Origin of the sequence: Acinetobacter sp. A2, from assembly GCF_012371325.1 — a bacterium.
Taxonomy (GTDB): Bacteria; Pseudomonadota; Gammaproteobacteria; order Pseudomonadales; family Moraxellaceae; genus Acinetobacter.
This window is the reverse complement of the sequence record NZ_JAAZQX010000012.1, coordinates 54,333-76,506: the sequence shown is the minus strand read 5'-3', so window position 1 is coordinate 76,506 and position 22,174 is coordinate 54,333. Positions and strand designations below refer to the sequence as shown.

Sequence of the window (22,174 nt, the reverse complement as noted above, 5' to 3'; positions counted from 1 at the left end):
ATTTAAATCTCTAATAAATACCCACCTTGCCACTACTGAATCGACATAGACAAAATGAGCACTTATGCAAATATTTGCCTATATTTTTAGTTATAGTTAATTACTCTTTAGGCTGAATTTGGAATAATCCGATCAATCAATATTCGACTGAATAAAAAAGGGCTGATTTTTAGTAATCAGCCCTTTTTTGAACATAAGAAATTTAAATTTCTTATGCTTTTTCTTCTTCATTACCCGCAAGTTGCTTGAGCAAATGCTTTTCAAGGTAGTGAATATCCATTGCTTGTTTGCAGAATTTTTTATCTTGCAAAATTAGGTCTTTGTGCAAAGGAATGTTGGTTTTAATACCTGTAAGGATCGTTTCATCCAAAGCTTGACGCATACGCGCAATGCTGGTTTCACGGTCTTTACCATGCACAATCAGTTTAGCAATCATCGAATCGTAATACGGTGGAATGCTATAACCAGGATAGATATGTGAATCTACACGTACACCTGCACCGCCTGGCGCATAGAAGTGTTCAATTTTACCTGGTGAAGGCAAGAAGGTCGTTGGGTCTTCTGCGTTAATACGGCATTCAATAGCATGACCACGAATTTCAACTTGGTCTTGCTCAATTTCTAAGCCTAGACCTGCGGCAATACGCAATTGTTGTTCGATAATGTCGATGCCTGTTACCATTTCAGTCACAGGGTGCTCAACTTGAACACGTGTATTCATTTCAATGAAGAAGTATTCATCATCTTCAAATAAGAACTCAAACGTACCTGCACCACGGTATTGCATCAACTTACATGCATTTACACAGGCTTCTAAAATATCGGCGCGTGCTTGTTCTGGTAAGTTCGGTGCTGGTGCTTCTTCCAACACTTTTTGGTGACGGCGTTGTAAAGAACAGTCACGGTCATATAGGTGAATGGCATGACCATTACCATCAGCCAATACTTGTACTTCTACGTGACGCGGCTTTTGTAAGAAACGCTCCATATAGACCGTGTCATCACCAAACCACATTTCTGCATCACGCTGAGCAGCCTGAACTGATTCAAGCAGGGTGTCTACGCGCTCTACAATACGCATACCACGACCACCACCACCAGCAGCAGCTTTTACAATGAGCGGGAAACCAATTTCTTTGGCTTCAGCTAAAGCATTGTGTGGTGTGACTGCATGTGCCGAACCTGGCACTGTTGGTACACCTGCTTTACGCATTGCAGTAATTGCAGACACTTTGTTACCCATTAAGCGAATGTGCTCAGGGCGTGGACCAATGAAAATAAAACCTGAACTTTCTACAATTTCAGCAAATTCAGCATTTTCGGCAAGGAAGCCATAACCTGGGTGAATCGCGTCTGCACCTGTAATTTCTGCTGCTGTAATAATGGCAGGAATGTTGAGGTAGCTTTCACTGCTTGCACCTGCACCAATACACACTGCTTCATCACAAAAGCGTAAGTGCATCAGGTCTTTGTCGGCATCGGAATAGATACCAACGGTTTTGATTCCTAAAGTTTTGCAAGCTCGGGTGATGCGCAGGGCAATCTCACCACGGTTTGCAATTAAAACTTTTTGCAACATTGTGAATCCCCGTGGTCTTAAGCGCGGTAGCGGAAGAGTGGTTGACCAAATTGAATCACTTCGCCATTTTTAACTAAAATTTCTTCAATCACACCGCTTTGGGTTGCTTCAATTGGGTTCATGATTTTCATTGCTTCAATGATGCCCAATGTTTCGCCTGCAGATACAGTTTGACCAATTTTAACAAAAGGTGATTCACCTGGGCTTGGCGCTGCATAGAACACACCAACCATTGGTGAAGTTTCAACTGCACCACGTGGTGAAGATTTTGGTGCTGATGGTACATCTGCTGCAGGAACAGGCATCGCAGGAACTGCTGCCGCTACTACTGGACTGCGACGAGTTAATGCAATCGACTGATCGCCTTCTTTAACTTCAATCGCTTGTAAGTCAGATTCAATCATCAAGTCGATGAGTTTCTTGATTTTACGAATATCCATGGACAGTATTCCTAGTTTAAGATTGTGTAGTAGGTTGAATTTTTTCAAGAACAAAGTCGAGTGCTGCGGCATAGCCTTTAGCGCCTAAACCACAAATCACTCCAATGGCTTTGTCTGATAAATATGAATGATGTCTAAATGCCTCACGTGCATGCACATTTGACAAATGAACTTCAATAAAGGGAATTGCAACACCCAGTAATGCATCACGTACCGCAACAGAGGTATGTGTCAATGCGGCTGGGTTAATAATGATATATTGTGTGCCATCTAACGCGGCTTGGTGAATTCGGTCTACAATTGCGCCTTCCCAATTACTTTGGAAAGTATCGAGAGAAATTGATGCTTTTTGCGCTTGTGAAATGAGCTGTTGATTTATATCCTCAAGAGTGAGGTAACCATAAACTTCGGGTTCACGCTTTCCTAGCAAATTTAGATTCGGTCCATGAATAACCAAAATGGTCGAACTCATTCCGCTTGCTCCAATAAATAATTGCAATAATACTTTGCAAGATGTCTGCAAAGTTTGCTAATTATGGCATAAAATTCCACATTTTTTTTGTAATTTGTTTAATTTGACGTAGAAAGCGTGTGCCAAAATGAGGCTCTATAATGAAAACTTTGCAGGGAATTCGCAATGTTAAAAAATTACATTTTTAGTTTTTTTTGCTGATTTTAATATTCTAAAACAACTGACAAAATCTATTCATTTGTTTTCTGTAACTGCTGATCAAGTGAATCGCTTAAGCTAGATTGATCAGGAATGCCAAAGCCAGAAAACAACAAGCATGCAAACCATTTTTCTTTATAGCATGATATTTCAATGCAGTTTATAAAATGTACTTGCTTGGCTTTTTCATGTCGCTCAAAGTTAAGTGTGGTCTAAGCCTTAGTCTATAACTTGATACATGCTTGAATCATCATACAATCTGCCATGTATGTACTAAGAGATAATTTCTGTTTCTGTCACTTAAAAAAATATTAACTTTATTTAAATAAAACATCACTTTAAATAGAATAGAGTGTGAATTGTGTTTGTATGTCTTTCTAAGGTGAAGTAGATGAACTTGCCTTGACGGATATAGCTTGAAGGATGCCTTGTCGGTTTAATAGCCAAAGTAAATGAGTAAAGGATGACTCTTAAAATCTAATCCCTGAACTAAATGCCTGTACATTCATGTGGGGTAAAAATACAGCGTTGCATCTCATCTTAGAAAGACGATGAATATTTAAGCTAGTTTTGCCTGCCAATGCTGTTTTGTTAAAAAGTTTGCAGTATTTTCATCATTGAGAAAATTTTAGAAGGCATTGACCTTTTCTTTCAAAAATAACCCTAAAAATGTCTCTGAAGCAAACTTGAGCAAAGGGTTTGGTATTGGCAAAAGTTAAATGATCTGATCATAAAACAGGTATTTTTTGTTGTGAAAGCCCACAAATACTTAGCCTACTTGCTGAATCTCTGCTGCAGAAGGTGATGTATCAAAATTGACAATCACTTTTAAACCTTGTGGTTGGTTTAGCTCAAAGTCGATACTATAGCCGTATTGTTCCAACAAGACTTTCACCAATGTTAAGCCCAAGCCATAACCTTGTTGATGTGCCGATTTTCGCCAAAAGCGCTGTGCTAAAACGCTCAGGTCTTCTTCACTTAAGTTTTTACCTAAATCAGTAATGAACAATTGCTTACCTTGCATATAGATGTGGATGCTTGGCGTGTCTTGCGTGTGTATGTATGCATTCTGAATCAGGTTTTTAAGTACCATGTGCAGGGCAGGTGTAGGAATTTCAATCTGCTGCATTAAGCTTGACCAGTCAATTTGTAGTTGTTGCGAGGCATGTGGATACGCGCTATCTAATTCACTGATTACAGTCTTTAAAACTTGATGAAGAGCGGATGGTGTTTTGGATAATTGCACTCCTGCTTCAGTTTGGCTGAGCAATAACAATTGCTCCAATAGTTGTTGATAGCGCTGAATGCTGTGTTCTGCATGTTTCAAATTGTCGATTACTTTAGCCCTGTCAGATGGTGATGTACTCTGATTCAACATTAACTGGCTGAGTTGCACATGGGTCTTAATAGCAGTCAACGGCGTGCGCAGTTCATGGGCAGCAAATGCACTAAAGTTTTTCTCATGTTCTAGACTTTTATGCAGACGTTCAATCAACATCAATAAGTTATCTACAAAAGGTTGAATCTCTTTCGGAATTTTTTGTGATTTCAATTCAATCAAATAACGTGAGGCCTCATCTAAAGACTGTTTTTTCTGAATTAAATGTCGGGTCATTTGATCTAGTGGCAGGAATTCTAGGCGAATAATCCATAAAATCAGTAAAATACAAATAATTAAAGTAAGCAGTAAGGGAATCAGCACAGATTGTAAAATTTGTTTGAGTAGGTTTTGGCGTAACTCAATTTTTTCGGCAACCACCACTTGCACTTCACCTTCACGTAGTACATAACTGCGCCATTGCAGTCCATTTTCTTGCCAAGTACTAAAACCAACCTGTTGATTGCGCAAATTTTTTGGTGCGCCTTGAGTACGTGCAATGACGTGTTGAGGGAGTGAAATATCAGCACGGAAAATGGACACTTCACAGGCGATTAAACTGTGCAGCAGTGCATTTTCAGATTCTGCATGTAAACTTTCTGTAAGTTGCTGAAGGGGGAGTTGCTGAATTAAGCGGGCGACCATACGCGCTGAGGTAGACAGCCGTTCATCAAGCGTATTTTGTAAACGCTGTTCTAAGTCATGGTATAGCCATGCAAAGACAATCACCCACAGCAGAATAAAAGCACAGCTAATGGTAGAAACCAAACGCCACTTCAGGCTGTAGTTTTTCATGTCAGCAACTCAGGTTTAAAAATGTAGCCAACCCCGCGTATCGTCTGAATAAAATCGGGGTGGATTTTATGCCGTAAATGATAAATATGGACGTTTAAGGCATTACTTTCGATGCTGTCTTGAAAACCATAGACTTTATCAATCAGTTCTTCATTTTTTAAGATTTGGTTCGGATGCCGCAAGAAAGTTTCCAACAAACTATATTCACGGCGTGACAAAGGAATCGCTTGATCATGCCAATGTACTTCCTGAGTATCCAAATTGATATTTAAATGACCGCTTTGCAACTGGTTAGACGAATAACCACGGTGACGGCGGCTGAGTGCATAAACACGAGCAATCAGTTCATTCAGTTCAAAAGGTTTAGTCAAATAGTCATCTGCACCTAAATTTAAAGCTTGTACGCAGTCTTGGGTATGATCACGCGCGGTTAAGACCAGCACAGGTAAATGTATGCCATTTTTACGCCAGCTTTCGAGTAACTGTAAACCATCTTGGTCGGGTAGTCCTAAATCGAGCAGGCACAAGTCTACAGCACTGTTACGAATTAAATAGTCGGCATCGCGTGCAGTACTGACATGCTCGACTGAAATACTTAAATATTCAAGTGCCGCCACAATACCTTGGGCGATATAAGGATCATCTTCCACCAAAACAACGAACATATTTGCCCCCATGCTGTGCTTATAGTTTACAAAGAAAAATCTTTGTTAATGTTCTCTTAATCTACACTTACCGATAATACAGACAGTTTTTTAATATTTAGTATAAACGCATGGTATTTGTTCGAGTCATTGCTTATTTTGTTTTGAGCCTGTGTGCAGTGTGGGCCAACGCTGCCAATGAATTTTTAGCCCCCGATCAGGCTTTTAAATTTCAGGCGACTTCATTGTCTGAACAAACTGTTGAATTAAAATGGGATGTTGCACCACATTATTATTTATATCACGATCAATTCAAAGTCAGCCAAGCACAAAAGCCACTCAGCTTTAAATTGCCTGCAGGGCAGGAAAAAGATGATCCAACTTTTGGATTAACACGTGTGCATTATGGGCAAGTGACTACACAAATTCAGGTCAAGCCCAATCAGCAGTATCAAATTACATGGCAAGGTTGTGCTGAAGATGGTTTGTGCTATCCCATACAGCGCCAAAGCATTCAAACCGATGCCGATGGCTTATTGCCACAGCATAATTTGAGTTCAGCTCAAGGCAATTTGCTTCAGCAGTTGAGTCAAAATAATCAAGCCACGTTAAATAGTCACCCTGCCGATATAAATAACAGTCAAACCTCAACCAATACTCAAAAACAAGAAAAGGCTGCTTTAAATACAGAGACGACAAAAGCACTCCAACAAGATCAGAAAGCGACAGCAAAAACACCGCAGACTGAGGGGGAAAATGCCGTTGCTGAACAAAATGCTACAAATACAAATGTCGTAATCGACACAGCTGCGGATGCTAAGCCTTCTGATGTTGTAGTGTTTGAAAACTCAAATACGACAGATGCAACAGCCAACTCAACGAATACTGAAACAGTAAGCAGTAGCAGTCTGAATCAGCAATGGAACAATGATCAATTTTTCTTGAATTTATTGTCAGGGCAAGGGTTATTGCTGAATGCATTTATCTTTTTAGGTTTTGGGGTATTACTGGCTTTTTTACCGTGTTCATTACCACTTATTCCAATTCTTTCTGGAATTTTGGTTCAGCGCAACACAGGCTATAAAGCTGCAGCAATTGCGATCACTTTTGTGGTGAGTATGGCATTGGTCTATGGCGTTATGGGCGTTGTCGCATCTCAAATTGGCTATAGCGTACAGCTCTGGTTTCAAAACCCTGTGGTAATTGCAGTTTTTGCCATGCTATTTGTGGTGTTTGCTTTAAACCTGTTCGGCTTGTATCAATTGTCATTACCACAAGCAGTGTTGCAGCGTTTAGACCGAATTCAGCAATATCAAAAAGGCGGCACTTTATTCAGTGCAGCAGTTATGGGTGTTATTTCTGCACTAATTGTTGGGCCATGTATGAGTGCGCCTTTGGCAGGTGCCTTGTTGTATGTGTCGCATTTGGATCAAGCAGCATTGGGTGGTTTATATCTATTCCTGCTTGGTTTAGGTATGGGAATTCCTTTACTGATTGCGAGCATTTTTGGTGCCAAATACTTACCAAAACCAGGTTTGTGGATGGAACGTCTAAAATTTAGCTTTGGCTTTATTATGTTGGCGATGGCCTTATATTTCGCCCGTCCTTTACTGGCAACCACTTGGTACTATGTTGCTTTTGCTGTGGTGTTATTTGCCTTTGCTGCGTACCTGATTGCAATTTTGCGCCATGTGATGCATCGCCCACATCGTTTTTCATTATTGGCGTTGTCTGCCGTGATTGCCAGCAGTGGAATTTGGCATGTTAATCAGAGTATTGCCAGTGTCAATGCGCAGGTACAGGCCAATCAATTGCAAAACTGGATAAAGGTACAAACTGAACAAGAGCTGAATGCAGCGTTGGCTGCATACGCCAATCAAAATATTGTGATTGATGTCTATGCAGATTGGTGTGTGGCGTGTCAGCCCATTGAGCGTGATGTGATTCCACGTACTGACGTGCAGGATGCGCTTAAAAATGTAGTGCGGATTAAACTTGATTTAACTGAGCAGCATCCTTCACAAGATGCCTTACTGAAAAAATGGCAAATTTTAGGCCCACCAACCATGCTGTTTTTAGGCGCACAACAGCAAGAACAGCGTGACTTGCGTTTAACAGGTACATTTAATGCTCCACAACTGATTCAGAATATTCACCAATTGTCTGAGGTTAGCCCATGATTCAAACTGCAGCCTTGCATTTAGGTGTATTTATGATTCCATGGCCATTGGTTTTTCTGCTATTGGGGCTAGTTGTAGTCTTTATTGTCGGCAAATTTTTTCAGCGCCGTTATACATGGGATGTACAAACTTGGGCACGCTATCAGGATGCATTGTGGAATGCACTTTGGATAGGTGCCTTAGTTGGGCGGACCGTTTTTGTATTGCAGCATTATGAGCTGTATTTTGCTAACCCGATTGATATTTTAAAAATTCAGGACAAAGGCTTTCATCTGATTGCTGCAGTCGTGGCAGGTGTGGCGTGGTTTGTTTGGAAAAACCGCAGCATTCAGCGTGTGGTTTTGGCATGGGCAGTAGCGCTATTTATTACAGTACAGGCTTTAGGTTGGAGTTTGATTCAACCGTTGCAAACACAGCATGCTTATCCAAATCTGGTAATGCATAACTTGCAGCAACAACCACAAGATTTAGCCCAGTTTTCAGGTCAGCCAACAGTCATTAACTTATGGGCAACGTGGTGTCCGACTTGTCACCGTGAAATGCCTGTGATGCAACAAGCACAGCAAGATTTTCCTGAAATCAATTTTGTATTTGCCAATCAAGGAGAGTCCGCAGTAGAGATTCAAGCCTATTTGCAGAAACATCAGTTTCGGTTTGAACATTTGTTGTTAGACCCTGCAGGTGCATTAGGGCAACACTTTAATATGTTTGGTTTACCAAGCACCTTATTTTTTAATGCACAAGGTGAATTAGTCGACCATCACATGGGCGAATTGACCAAACCGATGCTGCAGCATTACCTAAACAAGATACAAACAAACCCATAAAGACGATTTTACCTATTTCAAAGAAAAACCGCCGTGAATCCAAAATCAAGGACCGTAAATATGACATCTATTTTAACCAACAACATGTTGAAACTGGCGATAGGCATGAGTCTGGCTGGTAGTGTGGGTATGCTGCAGGCACAAGACAACTTAAAACAGCACATTGAAAAAGAGGGTTTTAAGTTTGTGCAGCAAATTCAGGCACCTGCACAAATGACAGGTTGGGCAGGGCATATTGAGCAAAGCCCTGCAACGGTGTTTATTTCCAACGATCAGAAATACTATATTGTGGGTACTTTGTTTGATGCTCAAGGCAATAATTTAACGGTGGATGCTTTGGATCGCTATGTGAAAAAGTCGGTACTAGAAGATGTGTGGCAAAGTCTGGAGCATGCAACGTGGATTCAGGATGGTCAAACCAGTGCTGAAAAAATTGTTTATGTGTTTTCAGACCCAAATTGTCCGTATTGCCATAGCTTTTGGAAACAGGCACGTCCGTGGGTAGAGTCTGGTAAAGTTCAGCTGAGACACATAATTGTGGCGGTGATTCGCCCTGAAAGTAAAGGGCAGGCAGCCACCTTGTTGATGGCGAAAAATCCACAGCAGACCTTTAATGAGTTTCATCGTCAATACGGTCAAAAGAAGCTGATTGAACAAAAAAATGTGCCTGTGCATGTTGAAAAAACTTTAGAACAGAATCAGGCGTTGATGGATAGATACGAATTATTTGCCACACCTGTTGTGCTTTGGAAAAATAAACAGGGCGAATTACAGTCTGTACAAGGGATGCCTAAATCTTTAAAAGATGTGTTTGAGTGATTTTTAAAATACCCAAGCAAAATATTGATATTGAAAGTCCCTTCTCCCTGCGGGATGAGGAATACATTCCGCAAGAGGATGAGGGCTGAACTAGGGACTTAAAGAGGATTTATAAAAGAACTCTAATTGAATTGGAGCAAGCCTTTTTTATGTAAAGATTCAGACTTTTATTTCTGAATACGAATCGCAAATTGAATCACATGAGATTTGCCCTGATGCAGTTTGCCTTCTGAGCGTTCTACATCGCCCACAAAGAAATGAATCAGATGATCATGTTTGAAATGGCTTAAAAACAGGATAGGGTCGTACAGCATTTCTAATGCACGAGGGCCGCCCGTTTTATATTCCAGCTGACTGGTTGAGTACAGCTCACCTATAAATAAACCGCCGTTGACCAATGTTTCACGCACGCCATTTAACACTTTTTGCTGTGTTGCAGGGTTAAAGTGACCAAATACACATATCACGTTGTCATATTGATTGGCTTGCCAATTCACCTGACTTAAATCTTGCTTCTGGGTATTCAGGCTTAGACCACGTTGCTGGGCATAACCTTGGGCTTTATCTAAGGCAACTTGTGAATAGTCCCACAAATCTGCCTCAAAAGTTTGTCCCTTCGTTTGTGCTAACGCAGCCAAATATAACAAGTTACGTCCTTCACCTTCGGCTAAGCCCAAAGTTTTGCCTTGAATTGGCAGCTTTTGTGTAATCTCCTGAATGAAGGCATTGGCTTGTTCACCATAAATATGATCATGTTGGCTGTAGCGTTCATCCCATTCATTATGGATATTTGACATAGTTTTAACTCAGCTTAAATACTTAGGTAAGGTTATTCGGTAGTAGATGGGGAAAACTCTTTAAAAGCTGCCACAGCGTTGGCAGCATACATCAGCGATGGACCACCACCCATATAAACAGCAATACCTAAAATTTCATTCAGTTCTTCAAAAGTCATGCCCATTTTGACCAAGGTTCTGACGTGAAAACCAATGCAACCATCACAGCGTTGCGCAACACCAATAGCAAGGGCAATAAATTCTTTGGTTTTGGCATCAATTACGCCATCTTTCATGGCAACTTGAGACAGTGCGTTGAAGTTTTTGAGTAAATCTGGAGATTGCTCTTTCATAGATTTGATATTTGACGAGATTTCGGCAGTGAGTTCGGTATATTTCATGTTGTTTCACCATCTAGCAGCATAGATTATGAATATAATATATCATATATTTAAATATATTATGTTTATATATATTAAAATACAGCTTGAGGTAAATCCAGTAAAACTACATCTACAGCATTACCAATTGTTATAAATCTCTTTATAATGTTGCGCATATTCGGGAGTTCACTGTAGGGTCGTACAGTATTAATTTATAACTCCCATCCGCATTGTTTAAGTCAATTTCTCCTCCGTGATTCGGCTTATAAATCAATATTTAAAAATTGTGTGTCTGCTCAGGCACATACAGCGCTAGGTGTGCCAGCATGGAAATTAAAGTCAATTATCTTGACAATCTTCGTCTTGAAGCCAAATTTGACGATTTTACGGTAATTGCCGATCAGCCTATTCGTTATAAAGGTGATGGCTCTGCACCGGGGCCATTCGATTATTTTCTGGCATCTTCTGCTTTATGTGCAGCGTATTTTGTAAAAGTCTATTGCCAGTCACGTGATATTCCGACTGATAACATTCGTTTATCGCAAAATAATATTGTCGATCCTGAAAACCGTTATAAACAAATTTTTAAAATTCAGGTGGAATTACCTGCAGATATTTCTGAAAAAGACCGTCAGGGTATTTTACGTTCCATTGATCGTTGTACTGTTAAAAAAGTGGTACAGACTGGCCCTGAGTTTGTGATTGAGCAAGTCGAAAGTATTGATGCCGATGCACAGGCTTTATTGATGCCGAACCTGACCTCAGCTCAAGCCACGTATATTGCCGGCAAGGATTTACCTTTAGAAGAAACCATTGCCAATATGTCAGGTATTCTGGCAGGTTTAGGCATGAAAATTGAGATCGCTTCATGGCGTAATATTGTACCGAATGTCTGGTCATTGCATATCCGTGATGCACAATCGCCAATGTGTTTTACCAACGGTAAAGGGGCAACTAAAGAAAGTGCACTTGCCTCTGCATTGGGTGAATTCATTGAACGTCTGAACTGCAACTTCTTCTATAACGACCAATTTTGGGGCGAAGAAATTGCCAATGCTGAGTTCGTACATTATCCCAATGAAAAATGGTTTAAACCTGGGCCAAATGGTGAGTTACCTGCAGAAGTTTTAGATGAATATTGCCTAGAAATTTATGACCCTGAAGATGAATTGCTTGGTACGCATTTATATGACACCAACTCAGGCAATACCGAACGTGGTATTTGTTCATTGCCTTTTGTCCGTCAGTCAGATGGCGAGACCGTATATTTTCCATCGAATTTGATTGAAAACCTGTATTTAAGTAATGGGATGAGTGCAGGCAACACGCTTGCAGAGGCTCAGGTGCAGTGCCTATCTGAAATTTTTGAACGTGCAGTGAAGCGTGAAATTATTCAGGAAGAAATGAGCCTGCCTGATGTGCCGCAAGAAGTATTGGCAAAGTACCCTAGTATTGTGGCCGGCATTCAGGCGCTAGAAGAGCAAGGTTTCCCAGTATTAGTCAAAGATGCTTCATTGGGTGGTCAGTTCCCAGTAATGTGTGTGACCTTAATGAACCCACGTACAGGCGGTGTATTTGCTTCGTTTGGTGCACATCCTAATTTTAAAGTGGCTTTAGAGCGTAGCTTGACCGAGTTATTGCAAGGGCGCAGTTTTGAAGGTCTGAATGACTTGCCACAACCAACGTTTAGCAGCAATGCAGTCACAGAGCCAAATAACTATGTTGAACATTTCATTGACTCAAGTGGTGTGGTGTCTTGGCGTTTCTTTAGTGCGCAAGCAGATTTTGAGTTTGTAGAGTGGGATTTCACTAACAATGGTCAATACAGCAACGTAGAAGAAGCCGAGGCTTTATTTACGATTCTGGAAGATTTGGGCAAAGAATCCTATATGGCGGTATATGAACACTTAGGTGCAACTGCTTGCCGAATTTTAGTGCCCGATTATTCAGAAGTGTATTTGGTGGAGGACTTGATTTGGGATAATACCAATAAAGCCTTGCTTTACCGTGAAGATATTTTGAATTTACACCGTTTGGATGACGCCCAACTTGAAGCCTTGGTTGAGCGTTTGGAAGAATGTGAGCTGGATGACTATACCGAAATTAAAACCCTGATTGGTATTGAGTTTGATGACAATACAGTTTGGGGACAACTGACCATCCTTGAATTAAAGCTATTGATTTATCTGGCATTAGAACAGTTTGAAGAAGCTAAAGATTTGGTCGAAGCATTTTTACAATACAACACCAATACCGTAGAACGTGGCTTGTTCTATCAATGTATGAATGTCGTGCTTGAAGTCATTTTAGATGATGAAATGGATATTGCCGATTATGCAGTTAATTTCCGCCGTATGTTTGGCAATGAACGTATGGATGCAGTCATGGGCTCAGTTGAAGGTACAGTACGTTTCTATGGTCTAACTGAAACCAATATGCAACTTGAAGGCTTAGATCGTCACTTACGTTTGATTGAAAGCTATAAAAAACTGCATAAAGCACGTGCTAAGTTTGTCGGACTAAACGAAGGCTGATTTTGCTTAAGCCAGTGCGCTCATCCAAACAAGCATTGCAAAAAGATGTTTGTTCGGATGAGTTTTATGAATATCTTTTCTTCACAATTAAAGCAGATCTAGACGCTATCAAAGACGAATCAGATAACAACAAAAAAAGCACTAATCGCCAAGTGCCAATAAGCCTTCCCAGCTAAAATAATTAGGACTTAGCTTGCTGCGATTCATAGCCCATGTACGGTCTTGCAATTTACATGCACCAATGGCAAGTTTTTGTGTGCCAAACTTATTTTTAACGTTATCCAACACTTGTTGTAAGTGTTCCTGCTTTTTAATCTGCTCTGTATCTGCAAGTAAGTCGTGAATGTAGCCTTGTTTAGGCTCAATTCCCGTTAAAATCACACCACACTTTTTAAAGGCAATACCTTCCTGAAATAGGGTAGAGATATGCTTCATGATGGCTTTGTTCATGATTAAGGCAGAATCTGTTGGCTCATTAAAGGCAATGGTCACCGATTGATTGTAAAAAGCTTGGCGCTGATCAAAACGACTAGATTGCGCAAAAATAATCATACAGGAACATAAGTTTTTTTCTGCTCTAAGCCTTTGCACAGCAGATTGTAAATAATCGCTCAGTGCTTCCGAAAGTGCATGAATGTCGGTGACTCGTTGTCCAAAAGAACGTGAGCTGATGATTTGCTGTTTACTGGCTGTGGTTTGTTCCAGTTCAATACACGGCGTACCTGTTAGCTCCAATATGGTTTTTTTCATTAAAATTGAAAATTTACGTTCCATGTGTTCAGGATCACTGATCGCTAAATCAAATACAGAATGAATCTTTAAAGCATGCAGTTTTTTTGCAAGTTTTCGGCCCACGCCCCAGACTTCATCAACATCAATGAGTTGAAATAAGGCTTCTTTGCTACATAAATCCATATCTATTAAATTGCACACGCCGTTGAAATAGCTATTTTTCTTGGCAATATGATTGGCCAGTTTTGCTTCAGTTTTACTGTGACCGATACCCACACAGACAGGTAGAGCCAGCCATTTCCATAAAGTTGCTTTAATTTCTTGTGCCAATTCATTTAAATCGGTTTGAGAATACGAACTCAGTTCAATAAAGGTTTCATCAATTGAATAAATTTCAATGTCTTTGGCACTAACAAACTGTTGAATCGTATTATTAAAACGTCTGGACATTTCTGCATAGAGAGCATAGTTACTCGAAAAGACGGCAATATTGTGTTGTTTGATCTGCTCTTGAATTTGATAAAAAGGCACAGCCATTTTTATACCGAGTTGTTTGGCTTCTTCGGAACGTGACACCACACAACCATCGTTATTGGACAAGACCACCACTGGACGATGATTCAGATGTGGTTGAAACAGCCGTTCACAGCTCACATAACAATTATTAATGTCAATGAGCGCAAAAATTTGCTTTAAAGGTTTCATGAATATTCTGCTTATTTGGCTTTTATTATGGTGTGCGGGTTTAAGCCATCAGGTTTTTTAAGTTCCAAGTCACCACGGCAAAGACTTCAAACGTTTGCCCATCTTTCAAATAAATACTGTCATAGTCAGGGCTTTCAGCTTTGAGCCAAGCATCAGGCAAAGTAGCAGGGTCGTAGTCTTCACCAAAATGTTCCACCAACTCACTTTTGGACATTTTGGCGGTAATCATCAAGCGTTTAATGGTTAAGTCTTTTTGGTCAATTAGGGCCACTACAATGCTGCGGTGTTTGGCTTCTTTGCTGCGATCTACCAATACAATATCGCCGTATTCAAGCCCGGCATTAATCATAGATGTGGTGCGTACCACATTTAAAAAGGTCGCATTTTCATTGGAAATTAGATACTCATTCAGATCAATATTTTTATCAATATAGTCTTGGGCAGGAGAGGGAAAGCCTGCAGGAATGGATTCGACGGCAACTGGAAGCGGTAAAACGGTACGTTTGCAAACAGGCTGAAAGTCTTGTTTATTCAGCAGTTCCATCTGCTCTAGAATGGAGTTTAAGGTTGGGCTAGGCTTGCCTTCAGTACCCATAATTTTTTGTAATGACGACCAAGCAGCATCAGAGAAGTAAATAGGTAACTTCTTGGACATGAGATGACTCCTACGCAACAAGGCGTGTTTGAAGTGTAATTTGATGTGTTGATAGCATAACTGAAATTGTGATCAAGATTCAATCTGATTAGGTGATTCGCCACTGAATAGAAATGAACTCTACTTTTGCATAGCTATACAAACATAGGGCTTTCCGTTAGGATTTTTCTATCGCAGCAGTAAATTTAGAGATGAGTATGCATATTGTTGAAGACATTTATTTAACGAAAGAAGAAGTTGAATCTTTACTGTTGGGATTAATCAATTCACAACTTGAACCTGAGTTTTTAATGCAGGATTTCATTAAACATCAGGTGTTCTCTTTGGCTGAATATTTTAAACAAAACTCCGAACATGAAATTGACTTTGCACAGATCAGTTGTCCGATCAAAGTCAGAGCGGAATACCAAAATCATCGTTTAAAACGTCAATTTTTAGTTGAGTTTCATCTCACCACAACACCTTTTTTTAATTATGAGCCTGAAGAAAATAGTGTGACCTATTCTTATATGATGAAAGATTTTTATCTGACCGATATTATTTTCTATGATGCTTATACGGGTGAAAATTTACAGGCTTGGATGCAAAAAAGATTTGTGATTTTACAAGGTGAGCGTGAAATAGAGGTGAACTCATTGTCATGGTATGCAGATTACAATTTACCGCAAGTCACGCAAAATATGGTGTCTTTTGTGAGTGAAGCGGCTTATGACACTGGTTTAGATCAGATTATAGACGACGTCAATTTACGCTTGCAGCAGGCAAAGATCGTGAATTAATTTGGAGTGCATCCATCTAAAAGTAGTTATTTTGGATGGATTATAGGGAATATACGATTGCACAATGCTGATCAGGTTTAGGAATATCTCAAATGACCACAATCACGCATGATTTAGGTCATGGCATGGGGAGCGACTGGGAAAATAAAGATTGGGCCCATATTACAGTTCCAGAATTACACCGCCTGCAACTGCATTACCCACGTTTGCAAGGTAACGTTCAAATTCTGTGGTGTAGTCCACGTCCATTTTCTTCTGCGGTACTGGTTGAAGTTACGCAGGTTTTATCTAACACGGGTCAAATAAATCTTCACTCATATTTCATTAAGCGTAGCCATCGTTCATTTCGCAATGCTCAAGATATTTTGCAAGAGCATGCCTTCCTGCAACATTTAGCCAGTAAAGACATTCCAGTTGCCACATTGATTGCCTCAAATTGCGGCCTGAGAGCTTTAGAGATGGGGGATTGGACGTATGAGGTCTATGAAAAAGCAGTAGGCTTTGATTTATATGTCGATCAGCAATCTTGGACTCCTTTTTTCTATACCGAGCATGCAGCCAAAGTTGGAAGTTTACTTGCTAAACTGCATATCGCCATGCAGGATTTTCCTGAGTTACACGGCAGATCGGCTCGTTATTTGGTCTCGAATCAGCAGCTTTTAGAAAGTGAAAGTATTGTAACGGCTATTCAGCAACGTATTGATAATAGCCCTGAATTGAGTCGTTATTTTGCCGATAAAAACTTAGATGCTGTTTTTTTAGAGCGCATATTCCAGACACATCGTAAAATTAAGCATGTATTGCAGCAGGCGACTAAAATTTGGACACATAATGATTTGCATGCTTCCAATTTGTTTTGGTCTACGCAAAGTGCCGATGCCAATATTACAGCGGTGATTGATTTTGGCTTGTCAGATCGAAATTCAGCGCTTTATGACCTTGCCATAACGATTGAGCGTAACTTTGTAGATTGGCTAGCCTTAGCACATACATCACAACTAAAGATTGATGAAGCGGGTTTGAGTGCATTTTTACAGGCTTATTTTGCCGAACAGCATCCACAACAAGACTTTAGCATTTTGCCCGAACTGCTCAAAATCGTACATTTGGATTTTGCATTTTCAGAGCTTGAGTATTTTATTGGAATTACCAAAAACCAAAAACATGCAGATGCGGCTTATTATGATTGGATTATTGGGCATGTAGATTGGTTTTATTCAGAACAAGGGCAGCAATTTACCCAGACTTTAACTCGATTAATTCAACGCGAATTGTCATAATCTGCGCCTATCAAATGCCTCAAGTATCACCACCCATTTTTATGCAAGGTTTCGTATGTACAATCGTAAATTCAAACAGAATGTATTAACTACGTCTTTAAAAACTATCATTCTGTCACCGCTTTGTTTGACACCTCTGGTTTATGCTGAAAATGGTGTGCAACAGCTCGATACGATTGTCATTACAGCCGATGAATCAACGCCGTACTTTAGCTCTACAGTAAAAATTGAAGGTTTAGGCACAGATCGTCTACAAAAAGCACATGCCTCTATTTCTGTTGTCACTGCAGATGTAATTGCCGATCAACAAGCACGAGTATTGAGTGATGTCATTAAAAATGATGCGTCTGTGGGCGATGGTTATGCTGCGATTGGTTACTATCCCAACTTTGTATCACGTGGCTTTGCACTCGATTTAGCATCAAGTTATTTAGTGAATGGCAATGTGATACGTGGTGAACAAAACGTCGCACTTGAAAATAAAGAACGTGTGGAAATTTTAAAGGGTATTTCTGCAATTCAAAGTGGTATGTCTACACCGGGCGGCGTGGTCAATTATGTCACTAAGCGACCTAAAGATATTCAGGCACTTAACTTTTCTGCAGATGAACATGGGCAGTTTGCAGTCGCAGGGGATGTGGGAGGATTTTGGGGGAAAGATCAACAATTTGGCTATCGCATCAATTTAGTCAATGAACAGATTGATTCTTATGTCGATCATGTAGATGGCGAGCGTTATTTGGCGGCATTAGCACTGGACTGGAAAGCTACAGCACAATCCAAATTCGAGTTTGATCTTGAAGCACAGCGTTCAGAACAAAAATCTGTACCAGGTTATCAATTACTTGATGGCAAAGTACCACAAAACGTGAAATGGGAGCGTTTGCTGGGTTACCAAAGTTGGGGCAAGCCTGTCACAATTGACAGCCTAAATAGCAGTTTAAAATACAACTATACGTTTAATGATGACTGGAATTTAGGATTGGTTGCCTCGCATAGCAAATCTAAAGTGGATGATTATTCAATATTTCCTTTTGGTTATTACCGAGATGGATGTTTGGAAGCATATTCGTGCAACACATTTGGTGCGCAGGGAGAATATGACCTTTATGACTACCAAAACCCAAATGACACATTTAAAACCAATCAATTTAAAATAAAGTTAGATGGCTTGGTCAATACCGATTGGGCAAAGCATCATCTTAGTTTTGATTTGACTCAAACAGATAAATCTAGACATCACTACACAGGTATATATCAATACGTAAATTCAACAGATTATGTAGGTAATATTTACCAAGATAGCTATGATAGGATTCGTGAAGAAGGAGATCTTGGTCCTTATTTTAAAGCTTTGGATAGTAAGCAAACTGCTTTTACGGTTATAGATCGCATTGAATGGAATGAGCAATGGTCTACTTTGATGGGCGGGAAATGGATCGAGCTTGATGAGCAAGCTTATAATGAAACCGAACAAGTCCGTGATACGGATTTAGGCAAATTTCTACCACAATTTGCAGTAAGTTATAGCCCAACGGAATCAACAACTGTGTATGCTTCTTATGCAAAAGGGCTGTCAGATGGAAAAACTGCACCTTGGTTTGCAGAAAATAGTGCAGATACATTAGCACCTATCCATTCTGAACAATATGAAATTGGCTTAAAACAACAGATTCATAACTTTTTATTGACGGCAGCTATTTTTGATTTACGTCAAGACAATCAATACTCTAAGCCGATCTCAGATAAGCGTTATTTTGTTCAAGAAGGTGAGCAACACAGTCTAGGCTTAGAATTAGGACTAAGTGGAGAATTAAGCGATTATTTAGCACTTAGCTCATCTTTAGCATTGACTAGAGCTCGTTTGGATGATGTTGAAGCGGTTGAATATGGCAATCATCAAGCGCAAAATGTACCTAAAATTCGTTTTGCAACGCATCTGACTTATCAAGTACCGACTATTGAAGGTTTTAGAGTACTTGCGGGTGGTCAGTATAGTTCGAGCAAATATGCCAATAAACAAGGTACTGCAAAAGTGAGTGGTTATAGCGTCTTTGATTTAGGCGCTGCTTATCAATTTAAGTTAAATACAACCGATGCGCAGTTACGTTTCAATATCAATAATTTATTGAACAAAAAATACTGGCGTGATGCAGGTGAATTCTATGGCGATGATTATTTATTCTTAGGTGCGCCACGTACAGCAACTTTTTCTTTAAATCTGAATTTCTAAATCTGTCGTATAAAAGCGAAAGAGATTTAGATAGAAAAATAAGTGAAACCCTGATTTTGATTGAAAATTAGTCAAAATTAGGGTTGGGTTAAGATTATAATGCAGCTCACTCAGTTTAATTTAGATCATTTAGATAAGACTTCACTAGATCAACAAGATATTGAATATAAAGAAATTGTTGACTATGAAATAGTCAGAGAAAGTATTTGTAGCTTGATATTCAAATTGAGTAGACAGGCTAAATTAGCTGATCCTGAACAACAAGTTGTATTTCAAAAAAATATAGATAAACTCGTCTACATCAGAGATCATTTGCAAATTCACGATAAAGCATCCATTCAAAACATCATGTCTGAGATTAAATCTCATCAATAACGATATACATGAGTAAGCATCCGGCTAACACAGCCTTACCAAGCGATCCTATAAGCCTTAATTTAGTTCCCACCTAAAAACAAGTGGGGACTTAATCCATGAACATGGATATATATTCAGCAACACCTCCTGTTGCTAAAAAACGCAGAACATACAGCAAAGAATTCAAACTCAGTATTGTCAATGCCTGTAAAAATCCTAATACCTCGATCGCTTCGGTCGCACTGCAACATAGTATTAATGTAAGCGTCCGCTGAACACACCTTCTGAATTCATCCTATAAGCCTTAATTTAGTCCCCACTTAGAAACAAGTGGGGACTTAAACTTATGACTACAAATAATCAGACATCCATCGCATCTCTTGCGAAAAAACGAAGAACATACAATGAGTTACCGGTAGCGCTGGGGAACCTGGTAGGTGGTTTGGCTTTAACTGGTCTTGCACTCTACACCACGCATGTCCGCACTGCACCAAAACGTGAGTTCTAAGTTTTAAGCCCACAGGATGAGTTCAGGAATCAGGGAAGATTCCAGCCAGTTGAGATCAGCGCATGTCCACTTTGCCATCTTCACACCAGACTTCACTTCAAATTCGGCTTGGGCAATATAGTGCTGCCGGCCGCAAAGAGAGCAATCAGGATTTTCATGGTTCGGCTGTTCCGGAGGGCTATCTGGCACAGCAAAAGGGCATTGCCTGCGCCATTGCCGATGGCATTAGCAGCAGCAATGTCAGTCATATCGCCAGTGAAACCGCTGTGTCCAGTTTTCTGGCCGATTACTTTTCGACGCCCGATTCCTGGAGCGTCAAAACTTCGGTCGACCGGGTGATTCGTGCCACCAATTCCTGGCTCTATGCCCAGACCCAGCAAAGTCAGAGCCGTGTCGATAAAGACCGCGGCTATGTCTGCACTTTTAGCGCGCTGGTATTCAAACATGAAACTGTACATCTGTTTCATATTGGTGATGCCCGTATTTACCGCTTGCGTGAGCAACAGCTGGAACAGCTCAGTGTCGATCATCGGGTCTGGTTATCTTCCCGGGAAAGCTATTTAAGCCGGGCTTTGGGCGTGGCGCAGAAAGTAGAGGTGGATTATTTGAGTCTGCCGTTGGCACAGGATGATATTTTCCTGTTGATGACCGATGGTGTATATGAATATCTGTCGGACAGCCAAATTATCGAGGCACTTCACAGCCCCGAAACTTTAGATCTTGACCAGGTAGCAGAAATGCTGGTCCATCTGGCCGATGCGCAGGGCAGTCCTGACAATTTAACCCTGCAAATTGTGCAGGTACAGCAGCTGCCACAACAGGCCCAGTCACAATTTCAGCCAAGTCACAACCAGCTAAGTCTGGCCCCGGATTTAAGCATAGGTCAGCAGTTTGAAGGCTACCGGATTCAAAACGTGCTGCACCAGAACCACCGTAGCCGTTTATATCTGGCTTGGGATGAGACGTGGCAGCAGCAACTAGTCATTAAAATTCCGTCACTGGATTTAACCCACGATGTGCAGGCACTGGAGCGTTTTTTGCTGGAAGAGTGGGTGGCGAAACGGATTCAGCATCCACAAGTTTTAGCGGCCTATCCGCATCAGCGCAGTAAATCTTATTATTTTCAAACCTATGAATATTTATCTGGCCAGACCTTAAATACCTGGCTGCATCAGCAGCGCCAGCCGATTGCGCTTGAAACCGCCATCCAGATTACGGAACAGATCATTAAAGGTTTGAAGGCTTTTCACCGGCTGGACATGCTGCATCAGGATATTCGCCCTGAAAATATCATGCTGAATGCACAGTTAGAGCTAAAACTGATTGATTTTGGTGCAACCCTGGTCAAGGGGATTTCCGAATCACAGCCGCAACATGCCGCGGCTTTGGGCACCTTGGCCTTTATGGCGCCGGAATATTTTTGCTCGCGGCCGGTTTCCACCCGTTCAGACCAGTTTTCACTGGCCGTGGTACTGTATTATGTACTTAGCAAACAGTTACCCTATGGCACCGAACTGGCGCGTTGTCAGACGCTTAAACAGCTAAAAACGGTGCGTTATCATTCAATTTTAGAATATCGGCCAGATATTCCGGTGTGGATTGATGGAGCCTTGCATAAGGCCTTGGCCCTGATGCCAAATGAACGCTATGAGGTATTGTCGGAATTTCTGTATGATCTTAAGCATCCTAACCGGTATTTTTTAAAGCCGGTTCAGTCTTCCTTGCTGGATAAAAATCCTGTTAGATTCTGGCAGGCGGTTTCAGCTATGTTATTTTTATGCTTGCTGTTGTCTTTGGCGTTGATGTTTAGTGTTTAGACATCAGCTTGCTTGAACCGGTGGGCATCATTCTTCAAGAGTTGTTCAATCCGAACAATTTAAAAACTCTTGAATAATCCATT

18 protein-coding genes and 2 pseudogenes are annotated in these 22,174 nt (G+C 40.6%); 11 read left to right on the top strand and 9 right to left on the bottom strand.

Going from position 1 to position 22,174, the window contains the following annotated elements; genetic code table 11:
- Positions 1–211: 211 nt before the first annotated feature.
- The 5 genes from accC to HHA43_RS06455 all read right to left on the bottom strand — a co-directional run bounded on the left by accC (position 212) and on the right by HHA43_RS06455 (position 5,527).
- The gene (gene accC / locus HHA43_RS06475; RefSeq protein WP_168419289.1) at positions 212–1,579 is read right to left on the bottom strand and encodes an acetyl-CoA carboxylase biotin carboxylase subunit; all 1,368 of its coding nucleotides are present in this window, start codon (positions 1,577–1,579) and stop codon (positions 212–214) included.
- A gap of 17 nt (positions 1,580–1,596) precedes the next feature.
- The gene (accB, locus tag HHA43_RS06470; RefSeq protein ID WP_075175224.1) at positions 1,597–2,019 is read right to left on the bottom strand and encodes an acetyl-CoA carboxylase biotin carboxyl carrier protein; all 423 of its coding nucleotides are present in this window, start codon (positions 2,017–2,019) and stop codon (positions 1,597–1,599) included.
- Positions 2,020–2,035: 16 nt separating this feature from the next.
- Positions 2,036–2,491: a type II 3-dehydroquinate dehydratase gene (gene aroQ / locus HHA43_RS06465; protein WP_075175225.1), complete on the bottom strand. Its 456-nt coding sequence runs from the start codon at positions 2,489–2,491 to the stop codon at positions 2,036–2,038.
- A gap of 967 nt (positions 2,492–3,458) precedes the next feature.
- Positions 3,459–4,862 (bottom strand): ATP-binding protein, encoded by a 1,404-nt coding sequence (locus HHA43_RS06460; protein ID WP_168542112.1) that lies wholly within the window; start codon positions 4,860–4,862, stop codon positions 3,459–3,461.
- A complete protein-coding gene (locus HHA43_RS06455) occupies positions 4,859–5,527 on the bottom strand; it encodes a response regulator transcription factor (protein ID WP_168542110.1) in 669 nt (222 codons plus the stop codon). The genes HHA43_RS06460 and HHA43_RS06455 overlap by 4 nt, the downstream gene beginning before the upstream one ends.
- Positions 5,528–5,637: 110 nt before the next feature.
- Between HHA43_RS06455 and dsbD the strand changes: the two genes are divergently transcribed.
- The 3 genes from dsbD to dsbG are packed head-to-tail and all read left to right on the top strand — an operon-like array spanning position 5,638 to position 9,332.
- On the top strand, positions 5,638–7,686 hold the full coding sequence (gene dsbD / locus HHA43_RS06450; protein ID WP_168542108.1) for a protein-disulfide reductase DsbD: 2,049 nt from the start codon (positions 5,638–5,640) through the stop codon (positions 7,684–7,686).
- Positions 7,683–8,513 (top strand): TlpA disulfide reductase family protein, encoded by an 831-nt coding sequence (locus HHA43_RS06445; RefSeq protein ID WP_168542106.1) that lies wholly within the window; start codon positions 7,683–7,685, stop codon positions 8,511–8,513. The genes dsbD and HHA43_RS06445 overlap by 4 nt, the downstream gene beginning before the upstream one ends.
- A 60-nt stretch (positions 8,514–8,573) precedes the next feature.
- Positions 8,574–9,332, top strand: coding sequence for a thiol:disulfide interchange protein DsbG (gene dsbG / locus HHA43_RS06440; protein ID WP_168542105.1), 759 nt, complete (start codon positions 8,574–8,576; stop codon positions 9,330–9,332).
- Positions 9,333–9,499: 167 nt separating this feature from the next.
- Here dsbG and HHA43_RS06435 read toward each other — a convergent pair whose 3' ends face one another.
- Positions 9,500–10,129 (bottom strand): class I SAM-dependent methyltransferase, encoded by a 630-nt coding sequence (locus HHA43_RS06435; protein WP_168542104.1) that lies wholly within the window; start codon positions 10,127–10,129, stop codon positions 9,500–9,502.
- A 32-nt stretch (positions 10,130–10,161) separates the two neighbouring features.
- A complete protein-coding gene (locus HHA43_RS06430; RefSeq protein ID WP_168419297.1) occupies positions 10,162–10,509 on the bottom strand; it encodes a carboxymuconolactone decarboxylase family protein in 348 nt (115 codons plus the stop codon).
- Between the two features lie 308 nt (positions 10,510–10,817).
- On the opposite strand from HHA43_RS06430, the gene HHA43_RS06425 reads away from it, so the two are divergent.
- The gene (locus tag HHA43_RS06425; RefSeq protein WP_168542103.1) at positions 10,818–13,025 is read left to right on the top strand and encodes an OsmC domain/YcaO domain-containing protein; all 2,208 of its coding nucleotides are present in this window, start codon (positions 10,818–10,820) and stop codon (positions 13,023–13,025) included.
- A gap of 141 nt (positions 13,026–13,166) precedes the next feature.
- On the opposite strand, the gene HHA43_RS06420 is transcribed toward HHA43_RS06425, so the two are convergent.
- The gene (locus tag HHA43_RS06420) at positions 13,167–14,462 is read right to left on the bottom strand and encodes a Y-family DNA polymerase (protein ID WP_168542102.1); all 1,296 of its coding nucleotides are present in this window, start codon (positions 14,460–14,462) and stop codon (positions 13,167–13,169) included.
- 40 nt (positions 14,463–14,502) lie between these two features.
- Positions 14,503–15,117 (bottom strand): translesion error-prone DNA polymerase V autoproteolytic subunit, encoded by a 615-nt coding sequence (gene umuD, locus HHA43_RS06415; protein ID WP_168419300.1) that lies wholly within the window; start codon positions 15,115–15,117, stop codon positions 14,503–14,505.
- Positions 15,118–15,314: 197 nt separating this feature from the next.
- Between umuD and HHA43_RS06410 the strand changes: the two genes are divergently transcribed.
- The 7 genes and pseudogenes from HHA43_RS06410 (at position 15,315) to HHA43_RS06380 (ending at position 22,091) form a co-directional block, all read left to right on the top strand.
- On the top strand, positions 15,315–15,896 hold the full coding sequence (locus HHA43_RS06410) for a hypothetical protein (RefSeq protein WP_168419301.1): 582 nt from the start codon (positions 15,315–15,317) through the stop codon (positions 15,894–15,896).
- Between the two features lie 92 nt (positions 15,897–15,988).
- Entirely contained in the window at positions 15,989–17,176 is a 1,188-nt protein-coding gene (locus HHA43_RS06405) for a phosphotransferase enzyme family protein (protein WP_168542101.1), read from the top strand.
- Between the two features lie 55 nt (positions 17,177–17,231).
- Positions 17,232–19,409 (top strand): TonB-dependent siderophore receptor, encoded by a 2,178-nt coding sequence (locus HHA43_RS06400; protein ID WP_168542099.1) that lies wholly within the window; start codon positions 17,232–17,234, stop codon positions 19,407–19,409.
- Between the two features lie 99 nt (positions 19,410–19,508).
- Entirely contained in the window at positions 19,509–19,784 is a 276-nt protein-coding gene (locus tag HHA43_RS06395; RefSeq protein WP_168461656.1) for a hypothetical protein, read from the top strand.
- A gap of 98 nt (positions 19,785–19,882) precedes the next feature.
- A pseudogene (locus tag HHA43_RS06390) lies at positions 19,883–20,035 on the top strand (transposase); the annotation flags it as partial.
- A gap of 131 nt (positions 20,036–20,166) precedes the next feature.
- Positions 20,167–20,274 (top strand): annotated as a pseudogene (locus HHA43_RS06385) (formate/nitrite transporter family protein); the annotation flags it as partial.
- 62 nt (positions 20,275–20,336) lie between these two features.
- Positions 20,337–22,091 carry a bifunctional protein-serine/threonine kinase/phosphatase gene (locus tag HHA43_RS06380; protein WP_168418664.1) on the top strand — a complete coding sequence of 585 codons (1,755 nt, stop codon included), beginning with the start codon at positions 20,337–20,339 and terminating at the stop codon, positions 22,089–22,091.
- Positions 22,092–22,174 lie beyond the last annotated feature (83 nt).

Coding starts and splice junctions, on each gene's coding strand:
- accC (WP_168419289.1), bottom strand. CDS start 1,579: ATGTTGCAAAAAGTTTTAATTGCAAACCGTGGTGAGATTGCCCTGCGC.
- accB (WP_075175224.1), bottom strand. CDS start 2,019: ATGGATATTCGTAAAATCAAGAAACTCATCGACTTGATGATTGAATCT.
- aroQ (WP_075175225.1), bottom strand. CDS start 2,491: ATGAGTTCGACCATTTTGGTTATTCATGGACCGAATCTAAATTTGCTA.
- HHA43_RS06460 (WP_168542112.1), bottom strand. CDS start 4,862: ATGAAAAACTACAGCCTGAAGTGGCGTTTGGTTTCTACCATTAGCTGT.
- HHA43_RS06455 (WP_168542110.1), bottom strand. CDS start 5,527: ATGTTCGTTGTTTTGGTGGAAGATGATCCTTATATCGCCCAAGGTATT.
- dsbD (WP_168542108.1), top strand. CDS start 5,638: ATGGTATTTGTTCGAGTCATTGCTTATTTTGTTTTGAGCCTGTGTGCA.
- HHA43_RS06445 (WP_168542106.1), top strand. CDS start 7,683: ATGATTCAAACTGCAGCCTTGCATTTAGGTGTATTTATGATTCCATGG.
- dsbG (WP_168542105.1), top strand. CDS start 8,574: ATGACATCTATTTTAACCAACAACATGTTGAAACTGGCGATAGGCATG.
- HHA43_RS06435 (WP_168542104.1), bottom strand. CDS start 10,129: ATGTCAAATATCCATAATGAATGGGATGAACGCTACAGCCAACATGAT.
- HHA43_RS06430 (WP_168419297.1), bottom strand. CDS start 10,509: ATGAAATATACCGAACTCACTGCCGAAATCTCGTCAAATATCAAATCT.
- HHA43_RS06425 (WP_168542103.1), top strand. CDS start 10,818: ATGGAAATTAAAGTCAATTATCTTGACAATCTTCGTCTTGAAGCCAAA.
- HHA43_RS06420 (WP_168542102.1), bottom strand. CDS start 14,462: ATGAAACCTTTAAAGCAAATTTTTGCGCTCATTGACATTAATAATTGT.
- umuD (WP_168419300.1), bottom strand. CDS start 15,117: ATGTCCAAGAAGTTACCTATTTACTTCTCTGATGCTGCTTGGTCGTCA.
- HHA43_RS06410 (WP_168419301.1), top strand. CDS start 15,315: ATGCATATTGTTGAAGACATTTATTTAACGAAAGAAGAAGTTGAATCT.
- HHA43_RS06405 (WP_168542101.1), top strand. CDS start 15,989: ATGACCACAATCACGCATGATTTAGGTCATGGCATGGGGAGCGACTGG.
- HHA43_RS06400 (WP_168542099.1), top strand. CDS start 17,232: ATGTACAATCGTAAATTCAAACAGAATGTATTAACTACGTCTTTAAAA.
- HHA43_RS06395 (WP_168461656.1), top strand. CDS start 19,509: ATGCAGCTCACTCAGTTTAATTTAGATCATTTAGATAAGACTTCACTA.
- HHA43_RS06380 (WP_168418664.1), top strand. CDS start 20,337: ATGTCCACTTTGCCATCTTCACACCAGACTTCACTTCAAATTCGGCTT.